12 protein-coding genes and 1 pseudogene are annotated in these 15,632 nt (G+C 65.8%); 8 read left to right on the forward strand and 5 right to left on the reverse strand.

The features are described 5' to 3' along the window. Positions 1-1,134: pseudogene (locus Mspo_RS06405) on the reverse strand (hypothetical protein); the annotation flags it as partial. A 360-nt stretch (positions 1,135-1,494) separates the two neighbouring features. Then, a complete protein-coding gene (locus tag Mspo_RS06410; protein WP_159727997.1) occupies positions 1,495-3,555 on the reverse strand; it encodes a M3 family metallopeptidase in 2,061 nt (686 codons plus the stop codon). Positions 3,556-3,787: 232 nt separating this feature from the next. Between Mspo_RS06410 and epsC the strand changes: the two genes are divergently transcribed. Next, positions 3,788-4,678, forward strand: coding sequence for a serine O-acetyltransferase EpsC (gene epsC / locus Mspo_RS06415; protein WP_159728266.1), 891 nt, complete (start codon positions 3,788-3,790; stop codon positions 4,676-4,678). Positions 4,679-4,681: 3 nt separating this feature from the next. Here epsC and Mspo_RS06420 read toward each other — a convergent pair whose 3' ends face one another. Then, positions 4,682-4,942: a hypothetical protein gene (locus tag Mspo_RS06420; RefSeq protein WP_159727999.1), complete on the reverse strand. Its 261-nt coding sequence runs from the start codon at positions 4,940-4,942 to the stop codon at positions 4,682-4,684. Positions 4,943-5,068: 126 nt separating this feature from the next. Between Mspo_RS06420 and Mspo_RS06425 the strand changes: the two genes are divergently transcribed. Further along, positions 5,069-5,461 (forward strand): YidH family protein, encoded by a 393-nt coding sequence (locus tag Mspo_RS06425; RefSeq protein WP_159728001.1) that lies wholly within the window; start codon positions 5,069-5,071, stop codon positions 5,459-5,461. 6 nt (positions 5,462-5,467) lie between these two features. On the opposite strand, the gene Mspo_RS06430 is transcribed toward Mspo_RS06425, so the two are convergent. Further along, positions 5,468-6,349, reverse strand: coding sequence for a hypothetical protein (locus Mspo_RS06430; RefSeq protein WP_159728003.1), 882 nt, complete (start codon positions 6,347-6,349; stop codon positions 5,468-5,470). Positions 6,350-6,676: 327 nt separating this feature from the next. On the opposite strand from Mspo_RS06430, the gene Mspo_RS06435 reads away from it, so the two are divergent. The 3 genes from Mspo_RS06435 to Mspo_RS06445 all read left to right on the forward strand — a co-directional run bounded on the left by Mspo_RS06435 (position 6,677) and on the right by Mspo_RS06445 (position 11,936). Further along, on the forward strand, positions 6,677-8,281 hold the full coding sequence (locus tag Mspo_RS06435) for a PepSY domain-containing protein (RefSeq protein ID WP_159728005.1): 1,605 nt from the start codon (positions 6,677-6,679) through the stop codon (positions 8,279-8,281). 438 nt (positions 8,282-8,719) lie between these two features. Further along, positions 8,720-11,116 carry a TonB-dependent receptor gene (locus Mspo_RS06440; RefSeq protein ID WP_244613202.1) on the forward strand — a complete coding sequence of 799 codons (2,397 nt, stop codon included), beginning with the start codon at positions 8,720-8,722 and terminating at the stop codon, positions 11,114-11,116. A gap of 73 nt (positions 11,117-11,189) precedes the next feature. Further along, entirely contained in the window at positions 11,190-11,936 is a 747-nt protein-coding gene (locus Mspo_RS06445) for an outer membrane protein (RefSeq protein WP_159728008.1), read from the forward strand. A gap of 56 nt (positions 11,937-11,992) precedes the next feature. On the opposite strand, the gene Mspo_RS06450 is transcribed toward Mspo_RS06445, so the two are convergent. Beyond that, positions 11,993-12,634 (reverse strand): LysE family translocator, encoded by a 642-nt coding sequence (locus Mspo_RS06450; RefSeq protein ID WP_159728010.1) that lies wholly within the window; start codon positions 12,632-12,634, stop codon positions 11,993-11,995. A gap of 324 nt (positions 12,635-12,958) precedes the next feature. On the opposite strand from Mspo_RS06450, the gene petA reads away from it, so the two are divergent. Genes petA through Mspo_RS06465 form a run of 3 tightly spaced genes read left to right on the forward strand, consistent with a single transcriptional unit; the run spans position 12,959 to position 15,625 of the window. Next, the gene (gene petA, locus Mspo_RS06455) at positions 12,959-13,477 is read left to right on the forward strand and encodes a ubiquinol-cytochrome c reductase iron-sulfur subunit (RefSeq protein ID WP_159728012.1); all 519 of its coding nucleotides are present in this window, start codon (positions 12,959-12,961) and stop codon (positions 13,475-13,477) included. Between the two features lie 41 nt (positions 13,478-13,518). Continuing rightward, positions 13,519-14,769: a cytochrome b/b6 gene (locus tag Mspo_RS06460; protein ID WP_159728014.1), complete on the forward strand. Its 1,251-nt coding sequence runs from the start codon at positions 13,519-13,521 to the stop codon at positions 14,767-14,769. 22 nt (positions 14,770-14,791) lie between these two features. Then, complete coding sequence (locus tag Mspo_RS06465) at positions 14,792-15,625, forward strand: cytochrome c1 (RefSeq protein WP_201281643.1); 834 nt, start codon at positions 14,792-14,794, stop codon at positions 15,623-15,625. Positions 15,626-15,632: the final 7 nt, after the last annotated feature.

The following is a 15,632-nucleotide window of genomic DNA, read 5'->3' on the forward strand; positions in this document are numbered from 1 at the left end:
GAGGCCGGCGATCTGCGTGGCGGTGAGGCCGCGCACCTGGGTCGCGGTGAGGTCGGTGACCTGGGTGGTGGAGAGATTGGCGAAGGCGGTGGTGGTGAGCTTGCCGATCTGGGTGGCGGTCAATCCGGCGAGCTGGGTGGAGGAGAAGGCCTGCACCTCGGTGGAGGTCAGCGCGCCGAAGGCGGTGGCCGAGAGGGCGCCGATCTGGGCGGCGGTGAGATTGGCGACCTGGGTGGTGGAGAGGCTGGCGGCGCTGGTGGCGTTCAGCGCGGCGATCTGGCTGGTGGAGAAGTCGGTCGCGTCGATGGCGTCGAGGTAATCGGCGGCGAGGCCGGCGATCTGCGTGGCGGTGAGGCCGCGCACCTGGGTCGCGGTGAGGTCGGTGACCTGGGTGGTGGAGAGATCGGCGAAGGCGGTGGTCGTCAGTCGTCCGATCTGGGCGGCCGTGAGGCCGGCGAGCTGGGTCGTGCTCCAGGCCTGGATTTCCGTCGATTCGAGGCCGCCGAAGGCCGTCGCCGTCAGCGCGCCGATTTGCGTCGCGGTCAGCCCTTCCGCCTGAGTGGTCGAGAGATTGGCGGCGGTGGTTCCGTCGAGGCCCGAGATCTGCCATGTCGTCAGATTGGCGAGATTGACCGCGATGAGATGGTCGGTGCTCAGCGCGTTGAGCTGTGTCGCGGTGAAGCCGCGCACCTGCGTCTGGCTGAGCGAGGAAATTTGCGTCGTCGACAAATTGCCGATCGCCGTCGTGGTCAGCTTGCCGATCTGCGCGGAGCTCAGCGCGCCGATCTGCGTGGCGTCCCAGCCTTGCAGCTCGGTCGAGGTGAGCGAGCCGATCTGCGAGGAGTTGAGCGCGGATATCTGCGTCGCGGTGAGTTCGTCCGCCTGCGTCGTCGTCAGATTGCCGATCTGAGCGAGCGAGAGGCCCGCTATGGCGTTGGCCGAGAGCGCGGCGATCTGCGTCTGCGCGAAATATTGCAGATCGGTCGAATTGAGGGCGTTGAGCTGAGTGGCGGTCAGCGCCGCGGCCTGCGTCGTGTTCAGCGCGGCGACGTCGGTCGTCGTCAGATTGGAAATGATCGTCGTGGTGAGCCCGGCAACCTGAGTGGCGGTGAGGGAGGTGAAGATAGAGGTCATCGGGCGCTCCGCTTCCAATGAAGCTGTTTACGAAGAACGAAAGTAGACGGCGTTACGGTTCTTGGTCAGAGCCGCGACGGCTCGGAAGGCATCGAGCATGAACGAAAGACGCAGCAGGGACGCGCGAGCGATCGCTCCGGCGCGAGCCGCCTTCGACTTCGTCTTTTCGCATTGTTCAGAGGAACACCGTCGCGCCAGGCCGTGCCCTCGCCGGCGGAGCCTCGCGAGCCGGGCGGGCTCGAGGGTCCTGTGCCGGGCCGGCGGCGGACAGATCATCTGTCCTGTTCGGCGCGAATGCGGAGCCGTCCTCGATCGGAGGCTTCGCGGTCCGCATAGTCACACGCAGGTCTTAACAAACATCTAAGCGGTTTTATTCGATTGCTCCGCGAAGCCGCGATGACGCAGCAGCGCGTCGACGCTCGGCATGCGTCCGCGGAAAGCGACATAGGCTTCGGCCGGATCCTGCGTTCCGCCGGCGGCGTAGATGAAACGGCGCAGACGCTCCGCCACCTGCGGCGCGAAAGGATCGCCGGCCTCGATGAAAGCCTCATAGGCGTCGGCGTCGAGCGTCTCCGCCCACAGATATGAATAATAGCCGGCCGAATAGCCGTCGCCGGCGAAGACATGGGTGAAATGCGGCGTCCTGTGCCGCATGACGATCTCCTGCGGCATGGAAATGCGCGCGAGGCTCTCGCGCTCGAAGGCGAGCGCATCGAAATCGGCGTCGATCGCGCTTTCGTGTAGATCGAGATCGACAAAGGCCGAGGCGCAGAACTCGACGCTGGCGAAGCCCTGATTGAAATGGCGGGCTCTCACGATGCGGTCGACAAGCTCCTCCGGCATCGGCGCGCCGGTTTCCGCTTGGCGCGCGAAGGCGCGCAGAATTTGCGGCTCCAGCAGCCAATGTTCGTAGAGCTGCGAAGGCAGCTCGACGAAATCGCGCGCGACATTCGTGCCGGCGACGAGCGGATAGGTGACGTCCGACAACATGCCGTGCAGCGCATGGCCGAATTCATGGAACAGAGTGTGCGCGTCGTCGAGGCTGAGCAGCGTCGGCGCGCCCTCGGGCGCGGGCGTGAAGTTCAGCACATTGACGACGATCGGACGAATGCGGCCGTCGAGATTCTCCTGGCTGCGGAACTCCGACATCCAGGCGCCGCCGCGCTTGGAGGGCCGCGCGAAATAATCGCCGAGGAAAAGCGCGACATGCTCGCCCTTCGCGTCGCGGACGTCGAAGGCGCGCACGCTTCGATGATAGAGATCGAGTCCCTCGACCTCGACGAAGGAGAGGCCGAACAGCCGCTCGGCGACATGAAAGGCGGCGGCGATCATCCGATCGAGCTGGAAATAGGGGCGCAGCTCCGCCTGATCGAGATCATAGCGCTCCTTGCGCACGCGCTCGGCGTAATGGCGCCAATCGGAGGCGGCGATCGTGAAATCGGCGCCGTCGCGCTCGGCGAGCGCCTGTAGATCATCGCGTTCGGCCTTGGCCGCGGCGAGCGCCGGCGCCCAGACGCGGTCGAGGAGATCGCGCACGGCTCTGGGAGTCTTCGCCATGGCGTCGTCGAGCTTATAGGCGGCGAAATTCGCGAAGCCGTTGAGGCGCGCGCGCTCTTCGCGCAGCCGCAGGATTTCGGCGATCAGCATGCGATTGTCCGTCGTCCCGCCTTTCTCGCCACGGCTGGTCCAGGCGCGAAAGGCGATCTCGCGCAGATCGCGGCGCGTCGAGCTCTGCAGAAAGGTCTCGACGCTAGAGCGGGCGAGTGTGACGCCATATTCGCCCGGCGCGCCGCGCTCGCGCGCGATATGCGCCGCCGCGGCGCAAAAATCCTCGGAGAGGCCGTCGAGATCGGCCTCCTCGAGCAGCAGCAGATAATCGGCCTCGTCGGCGAGCACATTCTGCGCGAAAGCGGTGGTGAGATTGGCGAGGCGCTCGGATATCTCCGCCATGCGGCGCTTCGCCGTTTCGTCGAGCCTCGCGCCGGCGCGCAGGAAGCGCTTATGCGTGAGCTCCAGCACACGCGCCTGCTCGGGCGTCAGAGTCAGAGCGTCACGGCGCGCGTAGAGCGCGTCGACGCGCGCGAAAAGCGCCGCATTCAGCAGGATTTCATTCTCGTGGCGGGCGAGGGCGCCGGACATGTCGCGCTCGATCTCCTGAAGCTCGGGCGTCGCATCGGTCGCGACGAGATTCCAGAACACCCCGCCGACCTTGGCCAGCAGGCGGCCGGAGCGCTCCAGCGCGGCGATCGTGTTCTCGAAGTCGGGCGGGGAGGGATCTTCCGCGATGCGCGCGATCTCGGAGAGATGTTCCGCCATGCCGGCCTCGAAGGCGGGCCGATAATGCTCGGCTTCGAGCGCGCCGAATGGCGGCAGGCCGAAAGCTTTCGTCCAGGCGGAGAGCAGTGGATTGTCGGTCGTCATCGGGCTCCTCGGTCGTCGCCGCCAGATTTAAGGATTCGGGCGTCGTTGCGCCAGCGATCTCGGCGGTTGCCGCCTATCCTTGATTAGTGTAGTAGTTTTATAGACTGGCGGGGGTTTCCTGCCGCCTTTCGGAGAAGCGGCGGTGACGCAGCAAGCAAGGCATGGGCCGCAAGACCAAGGGGCCGGAGCCGACGGCGCTCCGCCGACCGGCGGCTTTCCGCAGCTCGGCCGCATCGTCGCGGAGCTCGGCGAGCTGCGTCGCGCTTCGCAGAAGCGGCGCTATCGCGACGGGCGTCTGCCCGAGCTGCCCTCGCGCGAGGCGACGATCGAGATCATCGAGGATTTCGCCGCGAGCCTCTATCCGCGCCATTTCGGTCCGCCGGAGCTGACGACCGACGGCGCCGACGGTTTCGTGCTCTATACGCTGGACAAGAGCCTGCGCGCGCTGCGCGAGCAGGTGCGCCGCGAGCTGCAATTGCTCGCCAATGGCGCCGACGACGGAAAGACCGACTATCGTCCGCGCGCGCATGAGATCGTCGCCGCCTTCGCCGAGGCGCTGCCGCAGATGAGGGCGTTGCTCGACACCGATATTCGCGCGGCCTATGAGGGCGATCCCGCGGCCAAGAGCCTGGACGAAGTGGTGTTCTCCTATCCCGGCCTCGCCGCGATCATCCGCCACAGGCTCGCGCATCGTCTCTATCTGCTCGGCGCGCCCATGCTCGCGCGTCTCGTTTCTGAAATCGCCCATTCGGCGACCGGAATCGACATTCATCCCGGGGCCGAGATCGGCGAGGGCTTCTTCATCGATCACGGCACCGGCGTCGTCATCGGCGAGACCGCGATCATCGGCAAGAATGTGCGCCTCTATCAGGCCGTGACGCTCGGCGCGAAGCGTTTCGAGGTCGACGAGACGGGCGCCTTGGTGAAGGGCGGCGCGCGCCATCCGATCATCGAGGACGATGTGGTGATCTACGCCGGCGCGACGGTGCTCGGCCGCGTCACCATCGGCCGCGGCTCGGTCATCGGCGGCAATGTCTGGCTCACGCACAGCGTGCCGCCGGGCAGCAATGTGACGCAGGCGAAGCCTCTGAGCGAATCCTTCGCCTTCGGCGCCGGCATTTGAGGATCACGGCGTCGCCGGCGCGAGGTCGCTCGCCGCTGCGACGCCCGCGGGCGCGGGGCCTTCGGAAATCGCCGAGCACAGCGCGGCGGCGTTGTCCCATGTGCAGGTCGTCGCCCCGATTCCGCGCGTGCATGTGCATCGATAGAGCACGCCGGCGACGCATCGCGTCGCGCCGGAATCGCTCGTCGATCGACAATCCTGGGCGGAGGCGGCGCTCGTGGCGATCACGATGGCGGCCGCAAGGCTCCTCATCGGATATTTCATGGCGTATGCTCCGGGCGGATCGGCTACCGGCTATCTATCGCGCAGCCGAAGAGGATCAATGCGCCGCGATTCGCCGCTTCGCGCATCATGCGAATCGTTCGCACGGAAGCCGCGAGAGGAGACGCCATGATACGCGACTATGTCAGCCATGCCGCCAATGAGCGGACGTTTCTCGCATGGGTGCGCACGGGCATAGCGATCATGGCGCTCGGCTTCGTGATCGAAAAATTCGATCTTTTCGTGCATACGATCAGCATCACGCTTCCCGCCGCCGAGCGAGGGCCGATTCTGCGACGTTTCGACAAATTGTCGGGACCGCTGGCGAGCGGGGGCGGCGGCGTGCTGGCGCTCGGCGGAGTTGCTCTGATCGTCGTCGCCACCTTGCGTTTCATTCACACGCGACGTCTCATCGCGGACGAGGCGCAGCATGGCTTCGACGCGGGAACCGGCGAGCTCGTCGTTCTCGCCGCGCTCCTGCTGCTCGGTTCGGGATTCGTCGTCTATCTCGCGATCGGCTGAGGCCGCTCAGCGGCCATGCGTTCCCGTTGCGGGAAGATCGTCCTCGAGGAGGACGGCCGCCGGCTGCTCGGCGGGCGCCTCGCCGCGTTGCGGCGCGCGCCACGGCCGGTCTTCCTGCTCGGCGCGGCGGAACTCCTCGAATCCTTCATAGATCGGCGCGAGAACGCCGTTGCATTCCGAGCGCGACAGTTTCGTCTTGTGCATCAGCGCCTCGACGATCCGCTCGCACTCCTTGTGCAAATGCCGCAGGCGCAGGGCGGTGACGGATTGCAGCTCCTCGAAGATCGATAGGCTCAGCCGATGCTTCTCCTCCTCGGAGAGCGAAGCCGTGTAATGGGTCTTGTGCATGAAGGACTGCGCCAAGCGAAAGGCCGTGTTCAGATTGCGATCGTCGACGCCGTCCTGCGGGGGATCGCCGATGAAAACATGTTCGGCGATGCGCGGCGCCAGCGCTCGCATCGCATGCAGCGCGTCCTTGTCGGCGGGCGTGGCGAGATCATTGATGAAATGCGCGACGCCTTTCTCCTGCTCGAATTGCACGTCGGCGAGCCAGAGCTCGCTGCCCGCGCGTCCCGACCCTCGAAACAGCGAGACGCTCTGCGTGCGCAATCCGCCCGTCGCCGAGATCAGCATGATTCCGGCCGCGCGCGCCGCAGTGCGGCGGCGACCCGACGTGTCGGGATCGGCGGCGGTCAGGCGCTTGCCGACCGCGCGCCGCAGCGCCCGCGCGGCTTTCTCGGCGCGGGCGCGCTCGGCTTCGAGACGCTGCTGCTCGCGCAACGCCGCGAGCGCCTGCTCGCGCGCCGCGATCGCCGCCGCGTCGGTCGTCGAGGCTTCCGGCTTGGTCGATTTCATCTTGCGTCGAGTATGCGCGATGTAAGTGCCCACGCCGCTCCTCCGCAGAGCGCCTCGACCGATCGATCGCGATCTCGGGAAGCGCCGCGATCGTCTTCAGGCGCCGAAGAAACGCTAGCGCCGAAGTCGACGGCTCCGCGATTGTGGAGTTTCCTCTTGTGGCGATCCCGCATGTCGCCGAGCGGCAGGGCCGCGCGGCCGCGGGGCGAACGGCGCGCATCGCTCTGCAATGGCGCGAGAAAACGGGCATATTCCTATTTACCTAGTCATATTCATGAATTAAATTTTATCGTCATTTTTTCGGATCTCGCCGGCGGCGGAACCGCCGGCGGCCATTCAGCGTGAGGCGGAGCGTCACGAATGCCGATCTTGCTTTTCCTTCACCGATGGGTCGGCGTCGTCTTGGCGCTGTTCATGCTGGTCTGGTTTTCGACCGGCCTCTCCATCGCCTTCATCGGCTCGCCCACGCTCGATCGCGCGCAGCGGCTCGCCCATGCGCAGACGCTCGCGCCGCAGGACGGCTGGATCTCGCTCGGCGAGGCGCTGAGCGCGAGCGCCGCGGCGCGCGCTCGAGGCGGAAAGTCGCAAGCCGCCAAGACGATGCACGGCGGCGGCGAAGGCATGGGACGCCGCGCGCATGAGGATGGCGCGAAGGGCGAGCGCGGCGTCGCCGAGGCGCGGCTGCTGCGTGTGGGCGGCGAGCCGGTCTGGCTCGTCGAGGACGATGTCGGCCGCCGCTTCGCTCTCTCCGCGACGAATGGCGCGCTGATCGAATTCGACCGAGAAGCTGCCGAGCGCATCGCGCGCGACTGGCTGGGGGCTCCGTCGCTGCTCTATCTCGCCACGGTGGACGCGGGCGTCGGCCTGCGCAACGCGGAGACGCTGAAGCCGTTTCATCGTTTCGCGATCGGCGATTCGGCGGGAACGCAGATCGTCGTCTCGGCGCGCACCGGCGAGGTGGCGCAAGTCGCGACGCGTCTCGAGCGCGCTTTCGTCTACGCCGGCAGCTGGATGCATCTCTTCCGCTGGCTCGATGCGCTCGGCGCCGGCGATTATCGGCGCGACGCGCTGACCTACGCCGGATTTTTCGCCGCTATCGGCGCCTTCACCGGCCTCGTCATCGGCTGGATCAAATGGAAGCCGGGATTTTTCGGCCGTCCGACCTATGCGCGCGGGCGCGCGCAGCCCTATCGCGAAACCTGGCTGAAATATCATTTCTGGGCCGGCCTCATCGGCGGGACTTTCGCCTTCGGCTGGGCGGCGAGCGGTTTTTTCGCCACCAATCCGGGGCAGATTTTCTCGCAGGCGACGGCGAGCCGCGAGGAGCTCGCGCGCTATCGCGGCGCGAGATTGCCGCAGGCCGTCGTCGACTGGCGGCCCTCCGCCGCGCTCGGCCTCGCCGGCGATGTCGTCGAGCTCGCCTGGAGCCGTCTCGGCGAGCAGGCGCTGCTCGTCGCTGAGGCGCGCGACGGCGCCCGCCGCGCGATCGCCGCGCCCGGCGCCGTCGCAGAATTCGGGGAGGAGTCGCTTCTCGCCGCGGCGCGCCGACTGAAGGAGGGCGTCGACATCGCCTCCACGGAGAAGCTCGTCGATTACGATTCCTATTATTTCGCCAATCATCGGCAGACGGCGCTCGACAAGCCGCTGCCCGTGCTGCGCGTCGACTTCGCCGACGCTGAGCGCAGCTCGCTCTACATCGATCCGGCGGACGGGCGCCTGCTCGCGAAATTCGACGCGAGCCGGCGCGCCTATCGCTGGCTTTATTCTGCCGTTCATCATTGGGATTTCGGCTGGTTCCGCAATCATTGGCTCTGGTGGGGCTGGATCGGCCTCTGGGTCTCCTTCGGCGTCACGCTCAGCGCCAGCGCCGTCGTTCTGGCGTGGCGGCGTCTGCGCCGCTCGATCCCTGTCGCCGAGGCGGCGCGCGGCGAGCGACGGGCGCGCCGCGCCGCCCAGACGGCCTGACGGGCGCCGGATATCTCTATTTTTGTTACAGATTTTGGAAACTAGAACCCCGTCTCCCGCGAGGAGGCGGGGCTCTTTTCTTTTGCGAGCGTCTCCCGTTGTTGCGCCGGCGCCACAGGCGTGCGGCGAAAGGCCCCGGCTTCCGGCGAAGGTCGAGCGAAGCTGTTGACGTCCCCTACTAAAGCTACGTAGTCTATAGGGAATATACGTAAGTGCGCCATGGGGGAGCGCAACGTAGACCGTCGTCGTGGCCCGCGAGGGCCGCGCGCGGCGGGACATGGGGAAAAATCGGTGATGTCGAGAGCGAGTGGAGCAAGAAGTGAGTCGCGTGCGAATTTGTTGCGCAGCGTCGGTTTCGCGTCATTGGCGGCGGCCGGCGTTGTGGCCTTCCGAATGGTCGCGGCCGGCCCGGCCGCGGCGCAATCGGCGCCTGCGCCAGTGACAACGCCCCAGGTCGGCGCCGCCGCGGTGAATGCGCAGGTCGACGACGTCACCGTCACAGCGCGCAATCGCGAGGAAAAGGCCCAGGACGTTCCTCTGCCCGTCAGCGTCGTCGGCCCCAAGGCCGCCGAGCGCGAGCGCCTCGAGCGTCTTTCCGACTTCGCCGAAAAGGTCCCCAATTACCGTCCGAACATCTCCAACCCGCGCACCTCGGGCACCGCGATCCGCGGCGTCGCCGGCGGGACGGGCGCGTCGTCGGGCGGCGCCGACGGCTCGGAGGCGTCGGTCGGCTATATCGTCGACGACGTCTTCTACACCCATGTCGGCTTTCAGTGGCAGGACTTCGTCGATCTGCAATCCTTCGAGGTCGCGCGCGGCCCGCAGGGCACATTGCTCGGCAAGAACACGACCGTCGGCGCCGTCGTCATCCGCACCCAGCTTCCGGCCTTCACGCGTTCGGCGACGATCGAGACGGCCTTCGCCAATTACAATCGCTTCATCGAGAAGCTCAACGTCACCGGCCCGATCATCGACGACACGCTCGCCTACCGCGTGACCTTCTATCTCGACAAGGGCGACGGCTGGATTCGCGACGCCGTTTCGGGCGCGAGCTATCTCGACAATGATCGCTGGGGCGTGCGCGGCCAGCTCTATTACGTCGGCGACGAGATCACCAACCGTCTCATCTTCGATCGCTCCACTTCGCACGAATACAATAATTCCGGCAGCGGAGTGATCGGCGATTCCGTGCCGCTCTTCGCCAATGGAACGCTCGGCGCGTCCTATGCGACGACGCTCGCGAGCCGCCTCGGCAAGCCGATCCTCACCTATGATCCCTACACGCGCTTCCAGACGCGCGTCGGCACGCTCGATCAGCGCACGATCGGCGTCTCCGACACATTCACCTGGAGCCTCGGGGAGAACACGCTCACATCGATCTCCGCCTGGCGCGAGTTCCGCCTGCATCCGCGCAATTCGCTCGGCGAGCAGCTCACGGAGATCACCTCCAACGCCTATGACGTCACCGTCGATCAGCTCACGCAGGAGCTACGCCTCACCTCGCCGAAGGAGCAGACGTTCGAATGGCAGACCGGGCTGTTCTCGCTCTATGAGCGCGTCTGGTCGCTCAATCATTTCGACTTCGGTTCCGACGCGGGACGCTGGTTCAATCCGGGCAGCACGGCGACGGCGATCGCGCGGCGCAATTCGCTGCTCAATGGCTTCAAGAACCATCGCGACGGCAAGGCGACGACCTTCAGCGTCGCGGCCTTCGGGCAGGGCACTTATCACATAGACGAGCAATGGGCGCTGACCTTCGGCCTGCGCGACACCTATGAAATCCGCGAAGGCTCGGTGTTCGCCTGGGAAGACGCCTGGGGTCCCGGGCTCGATCCCTTCGTCGTCGATGCGGCGATCCGCGGCGGCGGCGGGGTCGGCTTCTACGACACGGGCGCCGTGACGAAATATTTCAACTCGCTCTCGGGCCTCTTCAATCCGTCCTATCGCTACAACGAGAACATTCTCGTCTACGGCTCGGTGGCGCGCGGCGAGAAATCCGGAGCGACCAACACGGATGCGCAGCCGATCCTCGACGACAAGAGCAACTTCAAGCAGTTCCAGCCTGTCATCACGAAGCCCGAAGTGTCCTGGGACTATGAGCTCGGCGTCAAGACCAATTGGTTCGACAATAAGCTCATCGTCAATGCGAACCTCTATTGGAACGACATTTTCAATTATCAGGCGCAGCTCGTCAACACGGACTATCTCGACAGCACCGGCCAGGTCCTGCGTCGCAACTATCTCGGCAATATCGGGCATGTGCGTCTGCGCGGCATAGAGCTCGACGCGCGCTGGAGCCTGATTGAGCGCCTGTGGCTCACTCTGAACGGCGCCTATGCCGAGGCGCGCTACATCAATTTCGACAAATCGCCGCCGCCCGCCGATTGGTTGTGGGCGGCGACGTCCGGGCCCGTGCGGGCGCCGGCGTCGCTCGATCGCGACAATTCGCGCTTCGAGAACTTCCCGATCTGGTCGTTCAACGCGGGCGCCAATTACGAGCATCCGCTCGGCGATCTCTTCGCCGATTTCGGCGCCTGGGCGAATCGTCCAGTGACCGGAATCGTCTATGTGAACGTGTCTTGGCGCGACAAGCAGCGGCTCACCAATCCCTATTCCGTCTTCCAATATTGGCAGCCCGCCTATGCGCTGGTGAATGCGGGATTGGGGCTACGCGCGGATGACGAATCCTATCAGCTGATGCTGTGGACGAAAAATCTCTTCGACGAGCGCTATTACGGCACGTGGAGCCCCGGCTCCGCCACCGGGCCGGCGACGATCGGCCTGCCGGCGCAGCCGCGAACCTTCGGCGGCACGCTGACCGTCAAGCTCTATTGAAGTTCATGTTCTTTTCGCCGCGCGGCGGAGCGTCGCGCGACGAGGAGAGTTCGAGGAGTGGACCATGCGAATTATGAAAGAGAAACTTCGGTTGATCGGCGCCGTCGCCGGCGCGCTGGCGGCGGGTTCGGCCGCGGCGGCGGACCTTCCGTCCACCAAAGCGGCCCCCGCGCCGCCGCCGCAGCCGGCCTTCAGCTGGCAGGGATTCTATATCGGCGCCTATGCCGGCGCGCTGCTGGGCGAGGGGACCTTCACCTATTTCCGCGACACGCCTCTGCGCGGCTCGGCTTTCGTCGGCGGTGGCGCGCTCGGCTATAATTGGCAGTGGACGCCGACTCTGGTGCTCGGCGTCGAGGCGGATTTCGGCTATCGCGGGTCGCTCAATTCGGAGACGGCGGGCTGGAACACGCCGAGCGCGACGGAGACCGGCGTGTTCGGCACGGCGCGCGGACGCCTCGGCTACGCTTTCGCCCCCCGCTGGCTCGTCTATGGCACGGCCGGTTTCGCCTATGGGACCGACTTCGCTCCCACGAGCTTCACCTCCCGTCTTCCGCTGACCATAGGCCGGCTGAACACGGGAACGACCGTGCGCGCCGGTTGGACGGCGGGCGCCGGCGTCGAATACGCCTGGTCCGACAAGATATCGGTGAAAGGCGAGTATCTCTACGCGGAGCTCGCCGATTCGGGCGTCGCCTATTCGACCAATTTCGGCGTGGTCCCGCTCAATCTTCGCAGCGCCGGCCATATCGTGCGCGGCGGCGTCAACTATCATTTCGCGACGCCCGCCGCTCCGGCGCCTGCGCCGATCGTGGCCAAGTAAGCCGATCGATGAGCGCGTGAGATGGAAAGCCCGCGGCCTCTTCGGCCGCGGGCGCGTCAATGAGAAATCGCGCCGCCGCTCCATTCGGCGCCGAGCATGGCCAGCGCCGACAGCAGCAGCAGACCGCCGGCGAGGCGCGAGAGATTGCGGCTCGCGGCGGGCTCCGGCGTCCATCGCCGCGCGCCATAGCTCGCCGCGCAGCCGAGCGCCGAATAGAGCGTCAGGCACAGAAGGCTCGTCGTCCAGCCATAGAGCAGAGCATGGCGCCAGAACGGCCCGTCGGCGGCGGCGAAGAACTGCGGCAATATGGCGAAATAGAACAGCAGCCCCTTCGGGTTGAGCAGGCTGGTCGCGACGCCGGACGAGAAGGCGGCCCAATCCGTGTGGCCCCGGCCCGGCTTCGGCGCGTCGAAGCCGCCGTCCGAGCGAATGAGGCGAAAAGCGAGCCATGAGAGATAGGCGACGCCGATATATTTGAGCGCGAGGAAGAGCGACGGGAACGCCTCGAAAACGAGCTGAAAGCCCGCCGCCACCAGCAGAGTGAGCAGCGCATAGCCCGAGGCTATGCCGGCGGCCGAGAAGCAGCCCGCCCGTCCGCCCGACCCCAGCGAGCGGCCGAGCACATAGAGCATGTCCGGCCCCGGAACGGCGATCAGGCTGACGACCGTCGCCACGAAAACCAGATAACGACCGCTCACGACCTCCAACGCGCTCCTCTCTCGGACGTTCCCGCATGAGCCCCGGTCGCGCCGGTCGCGTCAAGGCCTCGACCGGCCTCGACCGGCCGGGCGGTTGACAAATTTTCCCGAGGGCCGTTTGTGGACAAGTGCGGCGGGCTGCGTCACTGATCCTCGAGGCGGCGGCAAGCGCGCAATTTGTCGCAGCGACGCGAAGGCCGCTTGCGGTCTCACGCCAAACTGCTCAAAACAGGCGCGCCCTTCGTGGATAGAATTGTTTCTATTCGCGTTACGAGCCGAGAGGCAGGGGGCCAGGGGTCGAACTCGCGAAAGAGGTTCCACAAAGTGAGCAATGCGACAAAGGCGGAGCCCAACCGCCGGGATATTTTGTTCCTCGCCACCGGGGCGGCGGCGTCTGTCGCCGCGGGCGCCGCCGTATGGCCGCTGATCGCGCAGATGAATCCGGACGCTTCGACGCTGGCTCTGGCGTCGACCGAGCTCGATATCTCCGCCATTCCCGAGGGGCAGATCGTCACCGTCAAATGGCGCGGCAAGCCGGTCTTCGTGCGGCACCGCACCAAACAGGAGATCGCGGCGGCGCAGAATGTGGCGCTCGCCGAGCTTCCCGATCCGCAGACCGATGCGGCGCGCGTGAAGAAGCCCGAATGGCTCGTCGTCGTCGGCGTCTGCACGCATTTGGGCTGCATCCCCACCGGCTTTGAGGGGGAGTTCCACGGCTGGTTCTGCCCCTGCCACGGCTCCACCTACGACACTTCCGGCCGTATCCGCAGCGGCCCGGCTCCGACCAATCTCGAAGTGCCCGACTACGCCTTTCTGAGCGACACCAAGATCAAGATCGGCTGACCGCGGCCCCGTCGCCGTCCCAACCTCCGAGACGACCATCCATGACCGGACATTCGACCTATACGCCGAAGAGCGGCTTTGCGCGCTGGCTCGAGCGGCGCCTGCCGATCATCGGCTTCATCCACGAATCCTTCGTCGCCTATCCCGTCCCGAAGAATCTGAACTATCTCTGGACCTTCGGCGCGATCCTCTCCTTCATGCTGGTCGCGCAGATCGTGACCGGCATCGTTCTGGCGATGCATTACACGCCGGAGACGACGCTCGCCTTCGATTCGATCGAGCACATCATGCGCGACGTGAACTGGGGCTGGGCGCTGCGCTATGCGCACGCCAATGGCGCCTCCATGTTCTTCCTCGCCGTCTATATCCATATCTTCCGCGGCATGTATTACGGCTCCTACAAGGAGCCGCGCGAGGTGCTGTGGATCCTCGGCGTCGTCATCTTCCTCTTGATGATGGCGACGGGCTTCCTCGGCTATGTGCTGCCCTGGGGGCAGATGTCCTTCTGGGCGGCGACGGTCATCACCAATCTCTTCACCGCCATTCCCTATGTGGGCAATTCCATCACCACCTGGCTGCTCGGCGGCTATTCGGTCGACAACGCCACGCTGAACCGCTTCTTCGCGCTGCATTACCTGCTGCCCTTCGTCATCGTGGCCGTCGTCGGCCTGCATGTGTGGGCGCTGCATGTGACGGGGCAGAACAATCCGACCGGCGTCGAGGTCAAGGACATGAAGAAGGAGACCGTGCCCTTCACGCCCTATGCGACGCTGAAGGACGCGGTCGGCCTCGCCGTCTTCGTCGCGCTCTTCGCCTGGCTCACCTTCTTCGTGCCGAACTATACGGGCCATCCCGACAATTACATCGAGGCCAATCCGCTGGTGACGCCGCCGCATATCGTGCCGGAATGGTATTTCCTGCCCTTCTACGCGATCCTGCGCGCCATCCCCAACAAGCTCATCGGCGTCATCGCGCTCTTCGCCTCGATCCTCATCGTCGCGGCGCTGCCCTGGCTCGACACCTCCAAGGTGCGCTCGGGCGTCTATCGCCCGGCCTTCAAGAAGTTCTACTGGGGCTTCGTCTTCGTCGCGGTCGGGCTCGGCTATCTCGGCGCGCAGCCGGCGGAGGGCGTCTATCTCGTCGCCGCCCGCATATTGATGGCCTATTACTTCCTCCACTTCCTCGTCGTGCTGCCGCTGCTCGGCAAATATGAGCAGACCTTGCCGGAGCCGCGGTCGATCGCCGCCTCCCTCGGCCAGGCCGCCACGCCGGAGGAGAAGTCCCATGCGTGACGCGCGTCGGAGAGCATCGATCATGTCGTGGAAATCGATCGTGTTGGCCGCGGCGCTCGCGGGGGCCGCTCCGGCGCTGGCGGAGGAGGGCGCGCATTCGCAGCCCAAGCCGCCGCGCCAGCAATGGAGCTTCGCCGGCGCCTTCGGCGGCTTCGATCAAGGGCAGCTGCGTCGCGGCCTCAAGGTCTATCGGGAAGTCTGCGCGAGCTGCCATTCGCTTTCGCGCGTCGCCTTCCGCAATCTCGCCGAGAAGGGCGGGCCGGAGCTCTCCGTGGCGCAGGCCAAGGAGATCGCCGAGAGCTACAAGGTCAAGGACGGGCCCAATGACGCGGGCGATTATTTCGAGCGTCCGGGCCGGCTCAGCGATCGCTTCCCGCCGCCCTTCGCCAATGAGCAGGCGGCGCGGGCGGCGATGAACGGCGCCTATCCGCCGGATATGTCCGTGCTCGCCAAGGCGCGCGGCTATTCGCGCGGCTTCCCGCTGTTCCTCGCCGACGCGCTGCCGGGTTTCTCCTATCAGGAGCATGGCGTCGATTACATCGTCGCTCTGCTCGAGGGCTACACGGATATGCCGAATGGCGTCGAGCTGCCACCCGGCCAGTATTACAACGTCTATATGACCGGCCATCGCATCGGCATGCCGCCGCCGCTCTCAAACGGCGTCGTGACCTATGACGACGGCGCGCCGCAGACGGTCGACCAATACGCCAAGGATGTAAGCGCCTTTCTGATGTGGACCGCCGAGCCCCATCTCGAGGCGCGCAAATCGATCGGCCTGAAGGTGGTGGGCTTCCTGATCGTGCTGTCTTTCCTGGTCTATTTCACCAAGCGCAAGATCTGGTCGTCCGTTCATTGACGCCGAG

Source organism: Methylosinus sp. Ce-a6, from assembly GCF_009811655.1.
GTDB lineage: Bacteria > Pseudomonadota > Alphaproteobacteria > Rhizobiales > Beijerinckiaceae > Methylosinus.